We start from the raw sequence: 15,953 nt of genomic DNA, 5'->3' as shown, positions 1-15,953 counted from the left end.
GTGGCAACACCCGGTAGAGCCACGCCCTGCGTGGCTGGAACCCCAAAGGATTCAGAATGTCCCGCACAGCTCCCGCCATCCTCACCCATCAAGCCGACATAGCCGCGCTCGAAGCCCTGCTGCCCCAACTCAAAGGCCAGACCCAGGTAGAAGTGACGCTGAAAGACGGCACCCGCGTCTCCGGCACGGTCGCGGTACAACCCACCGTGCAGCAGTACCGCGATGCGGCCGAGAACGAGGGCACCAACGGCGAACTGCGCCTGGACGACCTGAACGACCCGGCCCAGCAGCACCTGCTGTGGCTGGACCAGATCGCATCGGTCCGCGAGCTGCCGCCGCACCCGTAACGCCGGGCAGGTCCCGGCGCTACCTCAGTGCTGGAAAACCTCGGGCGTAGCCTCGAACCGGCGCGCGTACGCGCGCTCGTCCGCCACGCGGGACACCTCGTCGTCCGCCAGGTCCGGCGCGCCATACACCGCGTACGCGACCGCGCCGTCGTCCTTCTTGCCTACCTGGTGCAGCCGGTACCGCGCATGCCCGCCGCCGGTGTCTTCCGGGTAATGAACCGGCGGCTGTGCGCCCTCCAGGTCCATCTCACTGTTGTCAACCACGCCCCCGACGAACAATGCGCGCATGAGCTACCTCCGTTGCGAATGAGCCTTCACCCTGACCGACGGCATGTTGCGGTGGCATCAAGACAGCGTTGAATAAACGCAAATCGCGCCAGGAACGAGGCGGATCGGGCGAAACGGTAGAATGGCGGTCACTTTTCAAGATCTGCCCCCGCATGGCTGCCCAGCACGACGCTCCCCTGGAAACCCTGTTCCTGCCCTTCGGCGGCGCGCTCACCTGGCCGGCCGGTCCGGTGCTGTTCCTGCGCGCCCGCGACGGTTGGCCGCTGCGTGAACGCGCCCAGCCGGGCCAGCTGGTCTGCGAGCAGAGCTTCCGCCCGTTCGCCGACGCCCTGGAAGCCAGCGGCTGGACCGTGCGTGACGAGCAGCAGCTGACCGCCGACGCCACCCGCTACGCGGTGGTGCTGGTGCTGCCGCCGCGCCAGCGCGAGGAAGCCCGCGCCCTGTTCGCCCGCGCCCTGGCCCTGGCCGCCCCGGGCGGCATCGTGGTGGCCTGCCAGCACAACAACGAAGGCGCGCGCTCCGGCGAAGGCGACCTGCAGCAGCTGGCCGGGCTGGGCGGCAAGATGACCAAGAACCACTGCCGGGTGTACTGGACCGCGCCGCTCAACGGCCAGCACGACGCCGCGCTGGCCCAGCGCTGGGCCGCGCTGGACGCGCCGCGCGGGATCCTGGGCGGGCGCTTCCAGAGCCGTCCCGGCATCTTTGCCTGGGACCGGATCGACCCGGCCTCGGCGCTGCTGGTGGAACAGCTGCCGGCCGACCTGGCCGGGCGCGGCGCCGACCTGGGCGCCGGCTACGGCTACCTCTCCACCGAGGTGCTGCAGCGCTGCCCGCAGGTGACGGGACTGGACCTGTTCGAGGCCGAAGGCCGCGCGCTGGCGCTGGCCCGGGAGAACCTCGAGAAGCTGGCCTCGCCGGCCAAGCTGGGTTTCCACTGGCACGACGTTACCGCCGGCGTGCAGGGCCAGTACGACTTCATCGTGACCAATCCGCCGTTCCACACCCCGTCGCGCGGCGACCGCCCCGACATTGGTCGCCGCTTCATCGCCGTGGCCGCCGAAGCACTGCGCCCGGGCGGGCGGATGTGGCTGGTGGCCAACCGCCACCTGCCGTACGAGCAGATCCTCAATGAAAGCTTCGGCGACGTGCGCGTGGCTGCCGAGCGCGATGGCTTCAAGCTGATCGAGGCGACCAAGGCCAAGGCCAGCCCGGCTCGCAGCCCTTCCCCCAGCCGTGATCCGGGCCGTGACTCGGGCCGCGGCCGCGACTGGACGCGCGCATGAAGCTGGTCAAGCTGCTGGCCAACCTCGGCTATGGGAGCCGCAAGCAGGTGCAGTTGATGTTCCGCGAGGGCCTGGTGACCGATGCGGAGGGCGAAGTGCTGTATGCCGACGACCAGGTCGAGCACGCCGCGATCCGCGTTGAAGGCGAGCCGCTGGACCCGCCGGTGGGGCTGACCCTGATGCTGCACAAGCCGCGCGACTACACCTGTTCGACCAAGGACAAGGGTCGCCTGATCTACGACCTGCTGCCGCCGCGTTACCGCGAGCGTTCGCCGCTGCTGTCGTCGGTGGGCCGGCTGGACCGCGACACCAGCGGCCTGCTGCTGATGACCGACGACGGCGCGCTGCTGCACCGGATCGTTTCGCCCAAGTCGCGCCTGGACAAGGCCTACCAGGTGACCCTGGCGCAGGACCTGCACGGCGACGAGGCCGCGCGCTTCGCCAGCGGTGGCCTGATGCTGGAATCGGACGACAAGCCGCTGTTGCCGGCCGAGCTGCACGTGCGCTCGCCGCGCGAGGCCGAACTGGTGCTGCATGAAGGGCGCTACCACCAGGCCCGGCGCATGTTCGCCGCCGTGGGCAACCACGTGCAGGCGCTGCACCGCAGCCGCATTGGCGGGCTCTCGCTGGGCGACCTGCCGGAAGGCGAGTACCGCATCCTCGATGCTGCCGACCTGGAAACGCTGTTCAACGTGCCATGACGATGATCGCCGCGCTACCGTTCCTCCCCGAGGCGGTCATCTTCGACATGGATGGCCTGATGATCGACAGCGAGCGGGTCTCCATCGCCTGCTGGTCGCAGGCGGCGCAGGAGCAGCAGCTGCCGTTCGCGGATGACTTCTGGCTGGGGCTGGTCGGGCTGGGCGACCGCGACTGCGAACAACTGCTGCTGCAGCACGTCAGCGCCGACCAGGTGGCCGTGTTGTACGCGCGCTGCCACGACCTGTACGAAGCGCGTACCCAGCAGGGACTGCCGCTGCGCCCGGGCATCATGGAGCTCCTGCAGCTGCTGCAGGCGCACGGCATTCCGCGCGCGGTAGCCACCTCCACCCGGCAGCCGCGCGCCAACCGCAAGCTGGCTGCGGCCGGGCTGCTGCCGTACTTCGACCACGTGGTCACCAGCGACCAGGTGGCGCATCCCAAGCCGGCGCCGGACATCTACCTGCTGGCCGCGCACAAGCTCGGCAAGGACCCGGCGCGCTGCCTGGCGCTGGAAGACTCCCCGGCCGGCACCCGCGCCGCGCTCGCCGCCGGCATGACCGCGATCCAGGTGCCCGACCTGGTGCACCCCGATGAAGCGCTGCGCGCCCTCGGCCACCGCATCGTGAATTCCCTGCACGACGCCCACGCACTGCTGCTGCCGCTGTTGTCGCGCTGAGACGCGCGCAAAGAGACGCACGCACAAAAAACCCGGCACATGGCCGGGTTTTCTGTTCACGCGGGAGGGCGGCCATTACACCCGGCCAAACACCAGCGCTGCATTGGTGCCGCCAAAGCCGAAGCTGTTGGACATCACCGTGTTCAACTGCACGTCCTGGCTCTCGCGCACGATCGGGAACCCTTCCACGGCCGGGTCCAGCTCACCGATGTTGGCCGAACCGGCCATGAAGCCATCGCGCATCATCAGCAGGCAGTAGATCGCTTCATGCACGCTCGCCGCGCCCAGCGAGTGACCCGACAGCGCCTTGGTCGACGACAGCGGCGGAATCGATTCGCCGAACACTTCGCGCACCGCCTTCAGCTCGGTGACGTCGCCCAGCGGGGTCGAGGTGCCGTGCGTGTTGAGGTAGTCGATCGGACCGCTCACGTCCTTCATCGCCATGTGCATGCAGCGCACCGCACCCTCACCGGACGGGGCGACCATGTCGGCACCGTCGGAGGTCACGCCGTAGCCGATCAGCTCGGCGTAGATGCGTGCACCGCGCGCCACGGCGTGGTCGTAATCCTCCAGCACCAGCATGCCGCCGCCACCGGCGATGACGAAGCCATCGCGGTCCTTGTCGTACGGGCGCGAGGCAGTGGCCGGGGTCTCGTTGAAGCGGGTGGACAGCGCGCCCATCGCATCGAACATCACGCTCATCGACCAGTGCAGGTCTTCACCGCCACCGGCGAACATCACGTCCTGTGCGCCATGCCGGATCAGGTCCGCGGCGGCGCCGATGCAATGCGCCGAGGTCGCGCACGCGGCCGACAACGAATAGCTCAGGCCCTTGATCTGGAACGCGGTGGCCAGGCACGCCGACACGGTCGAGCACATCGTGCGCGGCACCATGTACGGACCCACCTTGCGCACGCCACGCGCGCGCAGGATGTCGGCCGACTCCACCTGCCACTGGCTGGAACCGCCGCCGGAACCGGCGATCAGGCCGGTGCGCGGATTCACCACCTGCGACTCGTCCAGGCCGGCGTCGGCGATGGCGTCGCGCATGGCGATGTAGGCGTAGGCCGAGGCGTCGCTCATGAAACGCTTCAGCTTGCGGTCGATCTGCGCGTCCAGGTCCAGCTCGACGTTGCCGCCGACGTGGCTGCGCAGGCCGGCTTCGGCATGGTCGGGCAGGTTGCGGATGCCGGGACGGCCTTCACGCAGTGCAGCGGACACGGTGTCCAGATCGTTGCCCAGGCACGAGGTGATGCCCATTCCGGTAATGACGACGCGACGCATCAGAAGTTCTCGGTGGAAGTGAACAGACCTACGCGGAGGTCCTTGGCGGTATAGATTTCGCGGCCATCGACCAGCATGCGCGCGTCAGACTGCGCCATGACCAGCTTGCGGTTGATGACGCGGGAGATGTCGATTTCGTAGGTCACCAGCTTGGCGTCCGGCAGCACCTGGCCGGTGAACTTCACTTCACCACAGCCCAGTGCGCGGCCACGGCCGGGTGCGCCCAGCCAGGTGAGGTAGAAGCCGGTGAGCTGCCACATCGCATCCAGGCCCAGGCAACCGGGCATCACCGGGTCGCCGATGAAATGGCAGCCGAAGAACCACAGGTCGGGGCGGATATCCAGCTCAGCACGCACGTAGCCCTTGCCGTGTGGACCGCCTTCATCGCGGATGTCGGTGATGCGGTCGAACATCAGCATCGGATCGTTGGGCAGGCGACCGCTGCCCGGCCCGAACAGTTCGCCACGGGCACTGGCCAGCAGCTGTTCGCGCGAGAACGCGTGGAGACGAGTCATGGAAAACGCAATCCTGAGGAAGGTGACATCGGGTTGGCGCCGGCCCGGAGGCGGCTGATTGTTGCCAATGAAAGTGCCCAAGAGTGCAGCGTATTTTTCATTCAATCAAACGTTTTAACCGTACGCCGGCGTAGTGTTTTCAGCTTGAAAAACGCATGTTGTTGTTATGAAAAGACCATACTCAGGCGTGTGGCTGTAATCTGTTCATAACTCTCTTCCGCCCCGGGCCTTGAGCCACCACCGTGTCCGCACAACGCAAGATCATCCACGTCGACATGGACGCGTTCTACGCGTCGGTGGAGCAGCGCGACAATCCGTCGCTGCGCGGCAGGCCGGTGGTGGTGGCGTGGAAGGGCGCGCGCTCGGTGGTCTGCGCAGCGTCGTACGAGGCGCGCGTGTTCGGCATCCGTTCGGCGATGCCGGCGCTGCGTGCCGAGCGGCTGTGCCCGGACGCGGTGTTCGTGCCGCCGGATTTCGGGCGCTACAAGGCGGTGTCGCGCCAGGTGCGCGAGATCTTCCTGCGCCACACCGACCTGGTTGAGCCGCTGTCGCTGGACGAGGCCTACCTAGACGTGACCGTGCACAAGGGCGGCATGACCGTGGCCACCGAGATCGCCCAGCAGATTCGCGCGCAGATCCGTGAAGAGACCCAGCTGACCGCATCGGCCGGCATCGCGCCGAACAAGTTCCTGGCCAAGATCGCCTCGGACTGGCGCAAGCCGGATGGGCAGTTCGTGGTGCCGCCGCACCGGATCGAACAGTTCCTCACCCCGCTGCCGGTGAAGCGCGTGCCGGGCGTGGGCAAGGTGATGGAGGGCAAGCTGGCCGAGCTCGGCATCGTCACCGTCGGCGACCTGCGCGCGCTGCCGCTGGAGTTGCTGGAAGCACGCTTCGGCAGTTACGGCGGCAGCCTGTACCGGCGTGCGCGCGGCATCGACGAGCGGCCGGTGGAACCGGACCAGCAGGTGCAGTCGATCTCCTCCGAGGACACCTTCGCCGAGGACCTGCCGCTGGAAGCGCTGGAACCGGCCATCGTGGAACTGGCGGGCAAGACCTGGCAGGCCACGCGCAAGACCGAGCGGGTGGGGCACACGGTGGTGCTGAAGTTGAAGACCTCGCAGTTCCGCATCATCACCCGCAGCTTCACCCCGGAATCGCCGCCGGAAACGCTGGAAGAACTGCGCGACATCGCGCTGGCGCTGCGCGCGCGGGTAGACCTGCCGGCAGAGACCCGCTACCGGCTGGTGGGCGTGGGGCTGGGCGGATTCCGCGAACGTGAAGGCGTGACGCAGCTGGGGTTGTTTGATCCGCTGAACGGGTGACCGTGGGTGCGCGTGGCGGGTCGATGCTGCTTCGGGCCCGGGTCATGCCTTAGTCGGTGTGATCACCGCTGTCGGCGGTCGATCGGGATGCGACCCTACCGAGGAAATCCCGCCGCGTCCGAACAACCGCGCGCTCTCAGCGCAGGCGAAAAACTGCTGGTAGGGTCGCATCCCAATCGACCGCCGATGGCAGGGCAACGCGCGGTAGGGCATGACCCCGAACAGAAACCGCACGTCGCCCCACCGACCTCAATACGCCACGGTCGCCACCTGCTTCACATACTGCGGCGACTCGATCTCGCTCACGAACGCATCGGCGTAATCGGCGTAACTGATCCGGCTGTGCCCATCGGCGCCGACCAGGAACTGCTTCGCCTGCGTGCGGAACCCACCCTTCTGCGGTCCCGGGCCGATCTCGGCGGCGGGCGAATAGAAGGTCCAATCCAGGTCATCCACCTTCTGCAGCAGCGTGAACGCTTCACGCGCTGCCAGCGCCACCGGCTTGTAGGCGTCCGGGAAGCCCTCGGTGTCCACCAGCTGCACGCCGGGGGCGACTTCCAGGGTGCCGGCGCCGCCGACCATCAGGAAGCGCGGCACGCCGGCCTGGCGGGCGGCCTTGACCAGGTCGGCGGTCACCGTGGTCACCGTGGACGGGTCGTCGCCCGGCCGCGGGCCGAACGCGCTGGCCAGTACGTCGTGGCCGGCGATGGCAGCCGCCAGGGCATCGGTGTCGTCCAGCGCGGCCACGGCCAGCTGTGCACCGTCCAGTTCGCCGGGCAGGTCCGTCTTGCGGCGCACGATGGCCGTGACCTGATGCCCGCGGGCCAGGGCCTGGCGGGTGATTTCACGGCCGATGTTGCCGGTGGCACCAACGAGGGCAATCTTCATGGGGCGACGTCCGTAGCGGGGGAGGAAGGCCAGCTTATGCCTGTGTGATCGGGGGAACACCCCCGGCAGTGGGCCGATTCGTTGCACGGATGGAGGGAGTGCGGTGGCGGCGACGTGTACGGGGCCGTTCGGCACCGCGTGGGACACGCATGGCGTGTCGCTACGCACCATGTCCGCGTAGCGACACGCCATGCGTGTCCCACGGCATGCCCGCCCCACGGCATGCCCGCCCCAAGCGATCATCCATGCCCGCATTTACAATGAACGTTCCCCACGCAAGGCAACCCCGTGTCCTATCCCTACCCGCTGGTCATCTTCGACCTCGACGGCACCCTCGTCGACAGCGCGCCTGACATCGCCGAAGCCCTCAACCGCACCCTGGAAGACTGGAACCTGCCGCGCGTGCCCGAAGCCACGGTGCTGACCTGGATCGGCGACGGCGTGCGCCGGCTGGTGGAACAGGCCTTCACCGCCGCCAACAGCGACATCGACCTTGCCAAGGTCATGCCCGGCTTCATGCGCCACTACGAGGCCTGCCTGCTGCGCAGCCCGCGCCTGTTCGACGGGGTGGTGCCGGCGCTGCAGGCACTGCAGGCCCGCAACGTTCCGCTGGCGATCTGCACCAACAAACCGGTGGCGATGGTCGGCCCGCTGCTCGCGCACCTGGGCGTGCAGGACTATTTCGCGAAGGTGCTCGGCGGCGACTCGCTTCCCGAACGCAAGCCCAGCGGCGACCCGCTGCGGCACATCGCAGCCGCGTTCAACGTCGCGCCCGAAGCGGCGCTGATGGTCGGCGACTCGATCACCGATTACCGCGCCGCCGTCGACGCGCGCATGCCGGTCGCACTGGTGCGCTACGGCTACCCGCGCGGCCTGGACCTGGAAAACGTAGAAGCAGTAGCGGTGATGGACAACCTGCAGGAACTGCTGCAACTGTAGTGCCGGCCGCCGGCCGGCTCCACGTAGACCCGGCCGGCACCTCACGATGCCGGCCACTGCAAACCGCCTTACTTCGGCTGGTACCGCACGCTCAACCGGTACTCACGCCCCGGCTGGTTGAACCACGCCACGGTCTCGTAATCGCGGTCGAACAGATTGCTCACCCGACCCAGCACCGACCAGTCGCGGCTGATCGCATACTCCAGGCGCAGGTCCACGGTGCCATACCCGGCCAGGCGCACCGTGTCGTCGGCGTTGTCATACCTCTTGCCCGAACCGGTCGCGGTGACGCCGGCGCGGAAGTCGCCGAAGCGGCGGTCGATATCCAGCCGCGCGGTGTCCTGCGCACGGCGCGCCAGCCAGTTGTCGAACTGCGCGCTGCCGTCGGTGCGGTTGCGCGGGTCGGTGTGGCTCAGCTGCGCGTTGACATCGAACCCGGCAAACGTGACGAAACCGGTCAGCTCCGCACCTCGAATACGCGCCTTTTCCACCTGCGACATCATGAAGGTGGTGGCGTCATAGGTGATCAGGTCGTCGATGCGGGTTTCATACACATCCAGCCCCCAACGCCAGCCGTCGCCCTGCTGGGCAACGCCGAGGTTGGCGCTCTTCGACTTCTCCGGGTCCAGGCCCGGCACACCGCTCCACGGGTCGTACAGGTCGCTGAAGGTAGGGGCCTTGAACGCGGTGCCGTAGCTCGCGTTCAAACGGAAGCCGCGCGCCAGGTCCATGCCCCAGCCCAGGCTGCCGGTGGTGTGGTTACCGAACTGCTCGTTGTCGTCGTTGCGCAGGCTGGCCTGCAGCTGGTGCGCGCCGAAGCGGCCCTGGTACTGAACGAACACGCCGGTGTTGTCGCGGCTGTCGACCAGATACCCGGCGCTGCTGCCGTCCAGGTTGTCCTGGCTCCAGTCCACGCCGGCGCTGAGCAGCTGGCCCTCGGCGAGGCCCACGTCGGCCTGCACCGAGGCGCTGTCGCGGTGGGTCTGCGCCGCGCCCAGCCAGGTGCTGTCGTTGTAGTTGTCCGACTCGTTGTCGGCGCGGCCGACGTTGGCGGTCAGGGTGAAGCGCTCGCTCGGCGTGTACCGGACCTTGCCGCCCAGCACCTGCTGCAGCGTTTCCGAATAGTTGTAGTAACCGTCGTAGTGGTTCTCGCCTTCGGCGCGCAGCGCGGTGCCTTCCACCTGCAGCGTGTCGGTCAGCGAATAACCACCGCGCAGGCTCATCGAAAGATTGCGGTAGCCGTCGCGGTCGGGCTCGTCGGCGCCACAGCCGGCGAAGGTGGCGGCATCGCCACGGCAGGCGTTGATGCCGTCGGTGTGCTGGTAGGCGATGTCGGTGCCGAACCAGCCGCGCGCGCCGGTGCCGCCGAAGCCGCCACTGGCTTCACGCAGGCCGTTGCTGCCACCGCCCAGCTGCAGGTGCGGGGCGAACTCGCCGGCATTACGGCGGGTGAAGATCTGGATCACGCCACCGATCGCGTCGGCGCCGTACAGGCTGGACTGCGGGCCGCGCACGATCTCCACGCGTTCGATCTGCGCCAGCGGCAGGTCCTGCAGCATGGCCAGGCCGAGGTCGCCGGTGTTGATGCGTACGCCGTCGACCAGCACCAGGGTGTGGGCCGAGTTGGTGCCGCGCAGGAACAGCGAGCTCTGCTTGCCCAGCCCGCCGCTGTTGTTGATGTTGATGCCGGCGCGGCCGCGCAGCAGGTCCTGCAGCGACGGCGCCTGGCTGCGCTCGATCTCGGCGCGGTCGATCACCTGCGCCGGCGAGATGCTGTCGTGCAGGGCGATCGGGGTGCGGGTGGCGGTGACCAGGATCGGGTCCAGCGCGGCGGCATCGTCCTGTGCGGCGGCCAGCAGCGGCAATGCCGCGAGAACGGCAAGGGAAAGCGTTTGGATCTGCAGCTTCATCATTGACTCCATGCACCGCGCACGCCCGCGCGGCAAAGGTGGGGGCGGGGTCGCGTCGCAACCCGTCGTCTTCCAGGCCGGTCTCCGGACTTGCGGGCCGATGGCATGCCATCGCACCAGGCGCCTTCCCATGCACGAGCACAGTGGCGTATTGCCTGGCTTTTCCACGCTTACCGTTGCGGGGGCAGTGCCGGACTGGCAGCAGGCAGGACCTGTTGCGTCACCGGCTTCCCGTTTCAACCTGCCGGCATGCGCCGCAGGTCACCTGAAAGTGCGCGCAGTGTAGAGCAAACCTTTGCGCCTGGCCCAGTGCAGTGGCGCGACCGGTTAGAATGCGCCTCGCTTTTTGCAGGGGTGCCGCACCAATGATCCTGGACCTGATCCGGCACGCCGCCACCGGTCGCGACGACCATCTGGACGGACGCACCGACCCAGCGTTGGAGGCCGGCAGCACCGAGGCGCTGTGCGAGCGTTATGCGGAGCTGGCGTGGGAGCGCGTGCTGTGCTCCCCGCGCCAGCGTGCTGTCGGCACCGCCGAGGCGCTGGCAATGCCGCGTGGATTGGACGTGGAGCCTGACGAGGAATGGGAAGAGCTGGATTTCGGCGACTGGGACGGCCAGGCGCTGGACGCACTGCCGATGCAGGCGCTGTCGGCCTTCCATCTGGATCCGCATACCAACCCGCCACCGCATGGCGAGAGTTGGGGCCATTTCGAGCGCCGCATCGCGCGTGCGCTGCACCGCCTGCTCGATGAACCCGATGCCGTGCCGACCGTGGTGGTCAGCTATGGCGGCCCGCTGCGCATGGTGCTCTCGCAGGTCTGCGGCCTGCCGATGGCGATGTGCTGGGCCCTGCGCATAGACCACGGCACCCGCGTGCGGCTGCGCATCGAGCGCGGGGAAGAAGGGCTGTGGGGAGAACTCCTCGAGCTCCAGCAACCGGGGTAGAGCCACGCCCTGCGTGGCTGCGCGCGGTGCCGGGGTCACGCAGCCACGCAGGGCGTGGCTCTACCGGATCTACGCTCGTTCGTCGTCATCCGAAACGAATGGCGCATCATCTCTGTCGTCATCACTGACCATGCTGCGCTCATACACCGGCCCAGACGCCGGCCCCGCCTTCTTCAGCGGATTGTCGGCAATGATCGCCTCGTACTCCGCCACCAGCGCGGTACGTCGCGCTTCCGGCAATTCCTGCCAATGGCAGTCCTGCAACGCGCCTTCCAGCGAATACAGCAGGTTGAGGCTGGGCTTGAACCCGGCGCGGCGCACTTTCACGAACGCGCCCACCGCTCCGGCGGCGGCCAGGTCCTCGGCGGTGCGCAGACCGACCTGGCGCAGCCAGGCTGCACTCTTGGGGCCGATGTTGCGCAGCTTCGCGCTCATCCCAATGCCTCGACGAACACCGCGGCAATCGCTTCCAGGCCCGCCTGGTCCTCAGCGTCGAATCGCGACAGCACCGGGCTGTCCAGGTCGAACACGCCGACCAGGGTGTCGCCCTTGAACAGCGGCACCACCAGTTCCGAGCGCGAGGCCGAATCGCAGGCGATGTGGCCCGGGAACGCGTCCACGTCCTCGATGCGCTGGGTCACCCGCTGCGTCGCAGCCGCCCCGCACACGCCCTTGCTGAGCGGAATGCGCACGCAGGCCGGCAGGCCCTGGAACGGGCCGACCACCAGTTCGGTGCCGTCGTAGAAATAGAAACCCACCCAGTTCAGCTGCGGCAGGGCGTGGTAGACCAGCGCCGACAGGTTGGCGGCATTGGCGATGCGGTCGCGTTCCCCGTGCACCAGGGCGCGGGCCTGGGCCAGCAGCTGGCCGTACTGTTCCGGCTTGCTGCCGGTGAGCGTGGTGGTATCGAACATGGCCGCAGTCTAGCAAGCGGGGCCCGGAACCGGGCCGCCGGGCGCGGAACGCTGCGGTGCCGGTGATAATGCAGGCCCCTGTTCATCGGTCCGGCCATGTCCCCGTCCGCGCTTCCGCCAGCCTTTTACGTCACCGGCACCGACACCGGCATCGGCAAGACCTTCAGCAGCTGCGCCCTGCTGCACGCCCTCCGCCAGCGCGGTCAACGCGCGGTAGGCATGAAGCCGGTCGCCAGCGGCTGTGAAGACACCGCCGAAGGCCTGCGCAACGAAGACGCGACCGCGCTGCTCGCCGCCAGCCTGCCCAGCCCGGCCTACGCCGACCTCAATCCCTACGCGTTGCCGCTGCCCCTGGCGCCCGAGCTGGCTGCCGCCGCAGCCGGGGTCACCCTGTCGCTTGCGCCGATCGAGGCCGCCTTCGCCCGGCTAAGCGCCCAGGCCGACACGGTGGTGGTGGAAGGCGTGGGCGGCTGGCTGGCGCCGCTCTCGACCACGCTGGACCAGTCGCACCTGGTGCACGCGCTGCAGCTGCCGGTGGTGATGGTGGTGGGCCTGCGGCTGGGCTGCCTGAACCATGCGCGGCTGACCGCGCAGGCCATCGCAGCCAGCGGCGCGACCTGCATCGGCTGGATCGCCAATGAAGTCGACCCGCAGATGGAGCGCATCGACGACAACGTCGAACTGCTGCGCGCGCGCCTGCCGCTGCCGTTCTGGGGGCGCCTGCCGTACGCGCCGGGCGCGGACCCGGCGCAGCTGGCCCGCCACCTGCTGCCAGGCTGAGCGGCTTTCAGCGCACCGACAGCGTCGACACCAGCCGCGGCTTCTCGCGGTACAGCTGCGGGTACATGCGCTGCAGCGCCGCCACCTTGGGCTGGTCGTTGATGCGGATGTACAGCGACTCCGGGTGCAGGGTGAGGTAGTTCTGGTGGTAGCCCTCGGCCGCCTGGAACGGCTTGCCGCCATCGACCGTGGTCACCACCGGCGCTGTATACGCGCGTGCCTGCTGCAGCTGCGCGATATACGCTTTGGTGGCATCGCGCTGTGCGGCATCGTCGGCATACACCGCCGAGCGGTACTGGGTGCCGCGGTCCGGGCCCTGGCGGTTGAGCTGGGTGGGGTCGTGCACCACCGAGAAGAACACCTGCATCAGCTGGCCATAGCTCACCTGGCTGGGGTCGTAGGTGACCTGCACCGCCTCGGCATGGCCGGTACCGCCGCTGCTGACCCGCGCGTAGTTGGCATCGGCCCTACTGCCGCCGATGTAGCCGGACACCGCGTTGTCCACGCCCTTGATGTGCTGGAACACGCCCTGCACGCCCCAGAAGCAGCCACCGGCGAACACCACCTGGGCACGTCTGCCCGGCAGCTTCGGATCGGCCGCGCCGCTCGGCGCCGGCACCGCGACCACCTTCTCGACGCCTGCGGCATACGCCGGCCGATCCAGGTTCAACACGGCGGTGATGGTGAGCGTGGCGATCACGGCGGCGATGCCGCCGGCCACCAGTTTGTCTACGGAAAGTCGCATGGGTCTCTCCTGGTTCAACCGAAGGTAAAGGCGTAGGCGTGCACGCCGGGGTCGAGGAACTCGATCTCGAAGGTGCGTTCGCCGACATCGCCGTCCTGGCGGATCAACTGGTACAGGCGGTGTTCCTTCACTTCGCCGCTGCCATCGGCGCTCACGTCGCCACCGGCCGCCGCGCCTGGCGCCTGGCCATCCACGCGCACGCGGAAGCGCACCGGCTTGCCGTCTTCACCGGGGGCCAGCACCAGGTGCAGGTCACGCGCATGGAAGCGGAACGCGATGCGCCCGCCGGCGCGCTGCAGCTGCGCGTCCTCGTCGCCCACCGTCCAGTTCCCGGCCAGCGCCCACTGGTTCAGGGCCAGCGACGGCGGCACCACGTAATCAGCAGGCTGGTCGTTGCGCTGCCCACCGGGCGAAGCGAAGTTCTCCGCACGCGCATGGCCCAGATAGGTCTCCGGCGATTTCAGGTTGCGCATGTCGGCCTGGCGCTCCACGCCTTCGCGCGGGGATGCGGCTGCCATGGCCATGGCCTGCGCCGGTTCGTCGGGCAGGGTGGCACCGTTCTCGCGCAGCAGCTGGCGGATGATCTGCTCGGACTGCCGGTAGTTGCCTTCGCCGAAATGGTGCGCGCGGATCTGGCCCTTGCCGTCGATGAAGTAGTGCGCCGGCCAGTAGCGGTTGTTGAAGCCGCGCCAGATCGCGAAGTCGTTGTCGATCGCCACCGGGTAGGTGATCTTCAATTCGTCCACCGCGCCCATCACGTTGCGCAGGTTGCGTTCGAAGGCGAACTCCGGCGCGTGCACGCCGATCACCACCAGGCCCTGGTCGCGGTAGCGCTGTTCCCACTCGCGCACGTAGGGCAGGGCGCGCAGGCAGTTGATGCAGGAGTAGGTCCAGAAATCGACCAGCACCACCTTGCCGCGCAGCCCTTCGGCGCTCAGCGGCGGGCTGTTGAGCCAGCCGGTGGCGCCGGCCAGCGAGGGCAGTGTGCCTTCCACTGGCAGCGGCGCACCGTCTGGTGCATCGGCAGCGCGCATCATCATCGCCGGGCCGGCGTCGGGCGCCTGGCCGGGCAGGGTGTCGAGCAGGCCCTGTTCCAGCTTTGCGGTACTGACCGTGGAAAGACGGGTCAGCACGCCGGTATCCCAGCCCATTGCGATGGCGACCACCGCCAGCAACGCGGCTACACCGAGGCCTCGGCGGATCCATTCACCGGCCCCCAGGCGCTGCTTTAGCGCGGTGAACACCCGCCCACCGATCCAGATCGCCAGCGCCAGCGAGGTCGCCGCGCCCAGCGCGTACGCCAGCAGCAGGCCGCTGGTGCCCACGCTCGCACCCTGCAGCGCCGCGCCGGTCAGGATCAGGCCGAGGATCGGCCCGGCGCAGGGCGCCCACAGCAGGCCGGTGGCCACGCCGATCAGCAGCGAGGTGCCCACGCCGCCACGGCCGGCGTCGCTGGCCTTGTCGGCCGAAGCACTCAGCCGCGCGCCCAGCCGCTGGAACGGCGAGAGCATGCGGTCGGCCAGGGTGGGCCACAGCAGCGCGAGTGCGAACAGCGCCATCACCACCAGCGCGATCCAGCGCCCGACCTGGTTGGCCTGCGCCACCCACTGGCTGCCCACCGCCGCCAGGCTGGCGACTACCGCAAACATGAGTGCCATGCCGACCAGCAGCGGCAGCCCGCTGCGCAGGAACGGCCGGTCCGAGCGCGCGAACACGAACGGCAGCACCGGCAGGATGCACGGGCTGAGGATGGTCAACACACCGCCAAGGTAGGCCAGTACAAGCAGGATCATCATTGAGTCCCTGTAAACGGATGGATCGCGAATGCGTTACGTGCGGTTCGGAATCCGCACGCGTGTCTCTTCCTCAGCAGCGACGAAGTTCATCGCCACGCCGTTCATGCAGTACCGCAACCCGGTCGGGCGCGGCCCGTCGTCGAACACATGGCCCAGGTGCCCGCCGCAACGGCGGCAGTGCGCTTCTACCCGCAGCATGCCCAGCGTGGTATCCCGGTCCTCGGCCACCGCGTTGTGCAGCGGCGCCCAGAAGCTGGGCCAGCCGGTGCCGCTGTCGAACTTGGTGGAGGACGAGAACAGTTCCAGCCCACACCCGGCGCAGGCGAACGTACCGCGCCGGTGCTCCTTGTTGAGGGGGCTGCTGAAGGGGCGCTCGGTGCTCTGCCGGCGCAGTACCGAATATTGCGCAGGGGTGAGCTGCTCGCGCCACTGCGCGTCGGTGCGCATCACTTCAAAGCGCCGCGAGGGCGCCGGGGCGGCCGGGGCGCTGGCGCTGCAGGCGGTGAGCCCGAACAGCCCGGCGGCGGCGCCCAGGGCGCCCATGCCAAGTACTCTGCGACGGGTGAACTGCATGGCCGATCTCCAGCTCTGGATACGATGGGGCCATGCTGCGCCCG

The 15,953-nt window shown here is 68.6% G+C and carries 18 protein-coding genes and 1 riboswitch; of the genes, 8 read left to right on the top strand and 10 right to left on the bottom strand.

The genetic code is table 11. The features are described 5' to 3' along the window. The first annotated feature begins 56 nt into the window (after positions 1-56). Positions 57-347 carry a DUF3247 family protein gene (locus HGB51_RS17165; protein WP_070208988.1) on the top strand — a complete coding sequence of 97 codons (291 nt, stop codon included), beginning with the start codon at positions 57-59 and terminating at the stop codon, positions 345-347. Positions 348-371: 24 nt separating this feature from the next. On the opposite strand, the gene HGB51_RS17160 is transcribed toward HGB51_RS17165, so the two are convergent. Beyond that, the gene (locus HGB51_RS17160; RefSeq protein WP_070208987.1) at positions 372-635 is read right to left on the bottom strand and encodes a hypothetical protein; all 264 of its coding nucleotides are present in this window, start codon (positions 633-635) and stop codon (positions 372-374) included. A 152-nt stretch (positions 636-787) separates the two neighbouring features. Here HGB51_RS17160 and HGB51_RS17155 point away from each other — a divergent pair, with 152 nt between their 5' ends. Genes HGB51_RS17155 through HGB51_RS17145 form a run of 3 tightly spaced genes read left to right on the top strand, consistent with a single transcriptional unit; the run spans position 788 to position 3,296 of the window. Then, positions 788-1,918 (top strand): class I SAM-dependent methyltransferase, encoded by a 1,131-nt coding sequence (locus HGB51_RS17155; protein WP_070208986.1) that lies wholly within the window; start codon positions 788-790, stop codon positions 1,916-1,918. Further along, a complete protein-coding gene (locus tag HGB51_RS17150; protein WP_070208985.1) occupies positions 1,915-2,619 on the top strand; it encodes a pseudouridine synthase in 705 nt (234 codons plus the stop codon). The genes HGB51_RS17155 and HGB51_RS17150 overlap by 4 nt, the downstream gene beginning before the upstream one ends. Then, complete coding sequence (locus tag HGB51_RS17145) at positions 2,616-3,296, top strand: HAD family hydrolase (RefSeq protein ID WP_070208984.1); 681 nt, start codon at positions 2,616-2,618, stop codon at positions 3,294-3,296. Before HGB51_RS17150 ends, HGB51_RS17145 begins: the two co-directional genes overlap by 4 nt. Positions 3,297-3,371: 75 nt before the next feature. Here HGB51_RS17145 and fabB read toward each other — a convergent pair whose 3' ends face one another. Both fabB and fabA read right to left on the bottom strand, forming a co-directional pair. Continuing rightward, positions 3,372-4,580 carry a beta-ketoacyl-ACP synthase I gene (gene fabB / locus HGB51_RS17140; protein WP_070208983.1) on the bottom strand — a complete coding sequence of 403 codons (1,209 nt, stop codon included), beginning with the start codon at positions 4,578-4,580 and terminating at the stop codon, positions 3,372-3,374. Further along, positions 4,580-5,095, bottom strand: coding sequence for a 3-hydroxyacyl-[acyl-carrier-protein] dehydratase FabA (fabA, locus tag HGB51_RS17135; RefSeq protein ID WP_070208982.1), 516 nt, complete (start codon positions 5,093-5,095; stop codon positions 4,580-4,582). The genes fabB and fabA overlap by 1 nt, the downstream gene beginning before the upstream one ends. Positions 5,096-5,337: 242 nt before the next feature. Here fabA and dinB point away from each other — a divergent pair, with 242 nt between their 5' ends. After that, positions 5,338-6,417 (top strand): DNA polymerase IV, encoded by a 1,080-nt coding sequence (dinB, locus tag HGB51_RS17130; RefSeq protein ID WP_070208981.1) that lies wholly within the window; start codon positions 5,338-5,340, stop codon positions 6,415-6,417. Between the two features lie 249 nt (positions 6,418-6,666). Here dinB and HGB51_RS17125 read toward each other — a convergent pair whose 3' ends face one another. Continuing rightward, a complete protein-coding gene (locus tag HGB51_RS17125; RefSeq protein WP_070208980.1) occupies positions 6,667-7,305 on the bottom strand; it encodes an NAD(P)-dependent oxidoreductase in 639 nt (212 codons plus the stop codon). Between the two features lie 288 nt (positions 7,306-7,593). Between HGB51_RS17125 and gph the strand changes: the two genes are divergently transcribed. Then, complete coding sequence (gph, locus tag HGB51_RS17120) at positions 7,594-8,244, top strand: phosphoglycolate phosphatase (protein WP_070208979.1); 651 nt, start codon at positions 7,594-7,596, stop codon at positions 8,242-8,244. A 68-nt stretch (positions 8,245-8,312) separates the two neighbouring features. On the opposite strand, the gene btuB is transcribed toward gph, so the two are convergent. Then, positions 8,313-10,154 (bottom strand): TonB-dependent vitamin B12 receptor, encoded by a 1,842-nt coding sequence (btuB, locus tag HGB51_RS17115; RefSeq protein ID WP_070208993.1) that lies wholly within the window; start codon positions 10,152-10,154, stop codon positions 8,313-8,315. Between the two features lie 58 nt (positions 10,155-10,212). Then, a riboswitch (cobalamin riboswitch) is annotated at positions 10,213-10,438 on the bottom strand. A gap of 81 nt (positions 10,439-10,519) precedes the next feature. On the opposite strand from btuB, the gene HGB51_RS17110 reads away from it, so the two are divergent. Then, positions 10,520-11,101, top strand: a complete 582-nt coding sequence (locus HGB51_RS17110; RefSeq protein ID WP_070208978.1) for a histidine phosphatase family protein — start codon at positions 10,520-10,522, stop codon at positions 11,099-11,101. A gap of 69 nt (positions 11,102-11,170) precedes the next feature. On the opposite strand, the gene HGB51_RS17105 is transcribed toward HGB51_RS17110, so the two are convergent. Then, complete coding sequence (locus tag HGB51_RS17105) at positions 11,171-11,536, bottom strand: TfoX/Sxy family protein (protein WP_070208977.1); 366 nt, start codon at positions 11,534-11,536, stop codon at positions 11,171-11,173. Further along, positions 11,533-12,015 carry a GAF domain-containing protein gene (locus HGB51_RS17100; protein WP_070208976.1) on the bottom strand — a complete coding sequence of 161 codons (483 nt, stop codon included), beginning with the start codon at positions 12,013-12,015 and terminating at the stop codon, positions 11,533-11,535. The genes HGB51_RS17105 and HGB51_RS17100 overlap by 4 nt, the downstream gene beginning before the upstream one ends. Positions 12,016-12,111: 96 nt before the next feature. Here HGB51_RS17100 and bioD point away from each other — a divergent pair, with 96 nt between their 5' ends. Further along, on the top strand, positions 12,112-12,795 hold the full coding sequence (gene bioD, locus HGB51_RS17095) for a dethiobiotin synthase (RefSeq protein WP_171966904.1): 684 nt from the start codon (positions 12,112-12,114) through the stop codon (positions 12,793-12,795). 7 nt (positions 12,796-12,802) lie between these two features. Here bioD and msrA read toward each other — a convergent pair whose 3' ends face one another. The 3 genes from msrA to msrB are packed head-to-tail and all read right to left on the bottom strand — an operon-like array spanning position 12,803 to position 15,909. Then, positions 12,803-13,540, bottom strand: a complete 738-nt coding sequence (gene msrA, locus HGB51_RS17090) for a peptide-methionine (S)-S-oxide reductase MsrA (RefSeq protein WP_070209666.1) — start codon at positions 13,538-13,540, stop codon at positions 12,803-12,805. Between the two features lie 14 nt (positions 13,541-13,554). Further along, on the bottom strand, positions 13,555-15,333 hold the full coding sequence (locus tag HGB51_RS17085; protein ID WP_070209668.1) for a cytochrome c biogenesis protein DipZ: 1,779 nt from the start codon (positions 15,331-15,333) through the stop codon (positions 13,555-13,557). A gap of 36 nt (positions 15,334-15,369) precedes the next feature. Then, positions 15,370-15,909, bottom strand: a complete 540-nt coding sequence (msrB, locus tag HGB51_RS17080) for a peptide-methionine (R)-S-oxide reductase MsrB (RefSeq protein WP_171966903.1) — start codon at positions 15,907-15,909, stop codon at positions 15,370-15,372. Positions 15,910-15,953: the final 44 nt, after the last annotated feature.

It is taken from the genome of Stenotrophomonas bentonitica, assembly GCF_013185915.1.
GTDB classification, from domain to species: Bacteria; Pseudomonadota; Gammaproteobacteria; order Xanthomonadales; family Xanthomonadaceae; genus Stenotrophomonas; species Stenotrophomonas bentonitica.
The sequence above is the reverse complement of the archived record's forward strand: the minus strand, read 5'-3'. Positions and strand labels throughout refer to the sequence as shown.

Excerpts from the sequence above, each read along its gene's own strand:
- HGB51_RS17165 (WP_070208988.1), top strand. The coding sequence starts at position 57 with ATGTCCCGCACAGCTCCCGCCATCCTCACCCATCAAGCCGACATAGCC.
- HGB51_RS17160 (WP_070208987.1), bottom strand. The coding sequence starts at position 635 with ATGCGCGCATTGTTCGTCGGGGGCGTGGTTGACAACAGTGAGATGGAC.
- HGB51_RS17155 (WP_070208986.1), top strand. The coding sequence starts at position 788 with ATGGCTGCCCAGCACGACGCTCCCCTGGAAACCCTGTTCCTGCCCTTC.
- HGB51_RS17150 (WP_070208985.1), top strand. The coding sequence starts at position 1,915 with ATGAAGCTGGTCAAGCTGCTGGCCAACCTCGGCTATGGGAGCCGCAAG.
- HGB51_RS17145 (WP_070208984.1), top strand. The coding sequence starts at position 2,616 with ATGACGATGATCGCCGCGCTACCGTTCCTCCCCGAGGCGGTCATCTTC.
- fabB (WP_070208983.1), bottom strand. The coding sequence starts at position 4,580 with ATGCGTCGCGTCGTCATTACCGGAATGGGCATCACCTCGTGCCTGGGC.
- fabA (WP_070208982.1), bottom strand. The coding sequence starts at position 5,095 with ATGACTCGTCTCCACGCGTTCTCGCGCGAACAGCTGCTGGCCAGTGCC.
- HGB51_RS17125 (WP_070208980.1), bottom strand. The coding sequence starts at position 7,305 with ATGAAGATTGCCCTCGTTGGTGCCACCGGCAACATCGGCCGTGAAATC.
- btuB (WP_070208993.1), bottom strand. The coding sequence starts at position 10,154 with ATGAAGCTGCAGATCCAAACGCTTTCCCTTGCCGTTCTCGCGGCATTG.
- HGB51_RS17110 (WP_070208978.1), top strand. The coding sequence starts at position 10,520 with ATGATCCTGGACCTGATCCGGCACGCCGCCACCGGTCGCGACGACCAT.
- HGB51_RS17105 (WP_070208977.1), bottom strand. The coding sequence starts at position 11,536 with ATGAGCGCGAAGCTGCGCAACATCGGCCCCAAGAGTGCAGCCTGGCTG.
- HGB51_RS17100 (WP_070208976.1), bottom strand. The coding sequence starts at position 12,015 with ATGTTCGATACCACCACGCTCACCGGCAGCAAGCCGGAACAGTACGGC.
- bioD (WP_171966904.1), top strand. The coding sequence starts at position 12,112 with ATGTCCCCGTCCGCGCTTCCGCCAGCCTTTTACGTCACCGGCACCGAC.
- msrA (WP_070209666.1), bottom strand. The coding sequence starts at position 13,540 with ATGCGACTTTCCGTAGACAAACTGGTGGCCGGCGGCATCGCCGCCGTG.
- HGB51_RS17085 (WP_070209668.1), bottom strand. The coding sequence starts at position 15,333 with ATGATCCTGCTTGTACTGGCCTACCTTGGCGGTGTGTTGACCATCCTC.
- msrB (WP_171966903.1), bottom strand. The coding sequence starts at position 15,909 with ATGCAGTTCACCCGTCGCAGAGTACTTGGCATGGGCGCCCTGGGCGCC.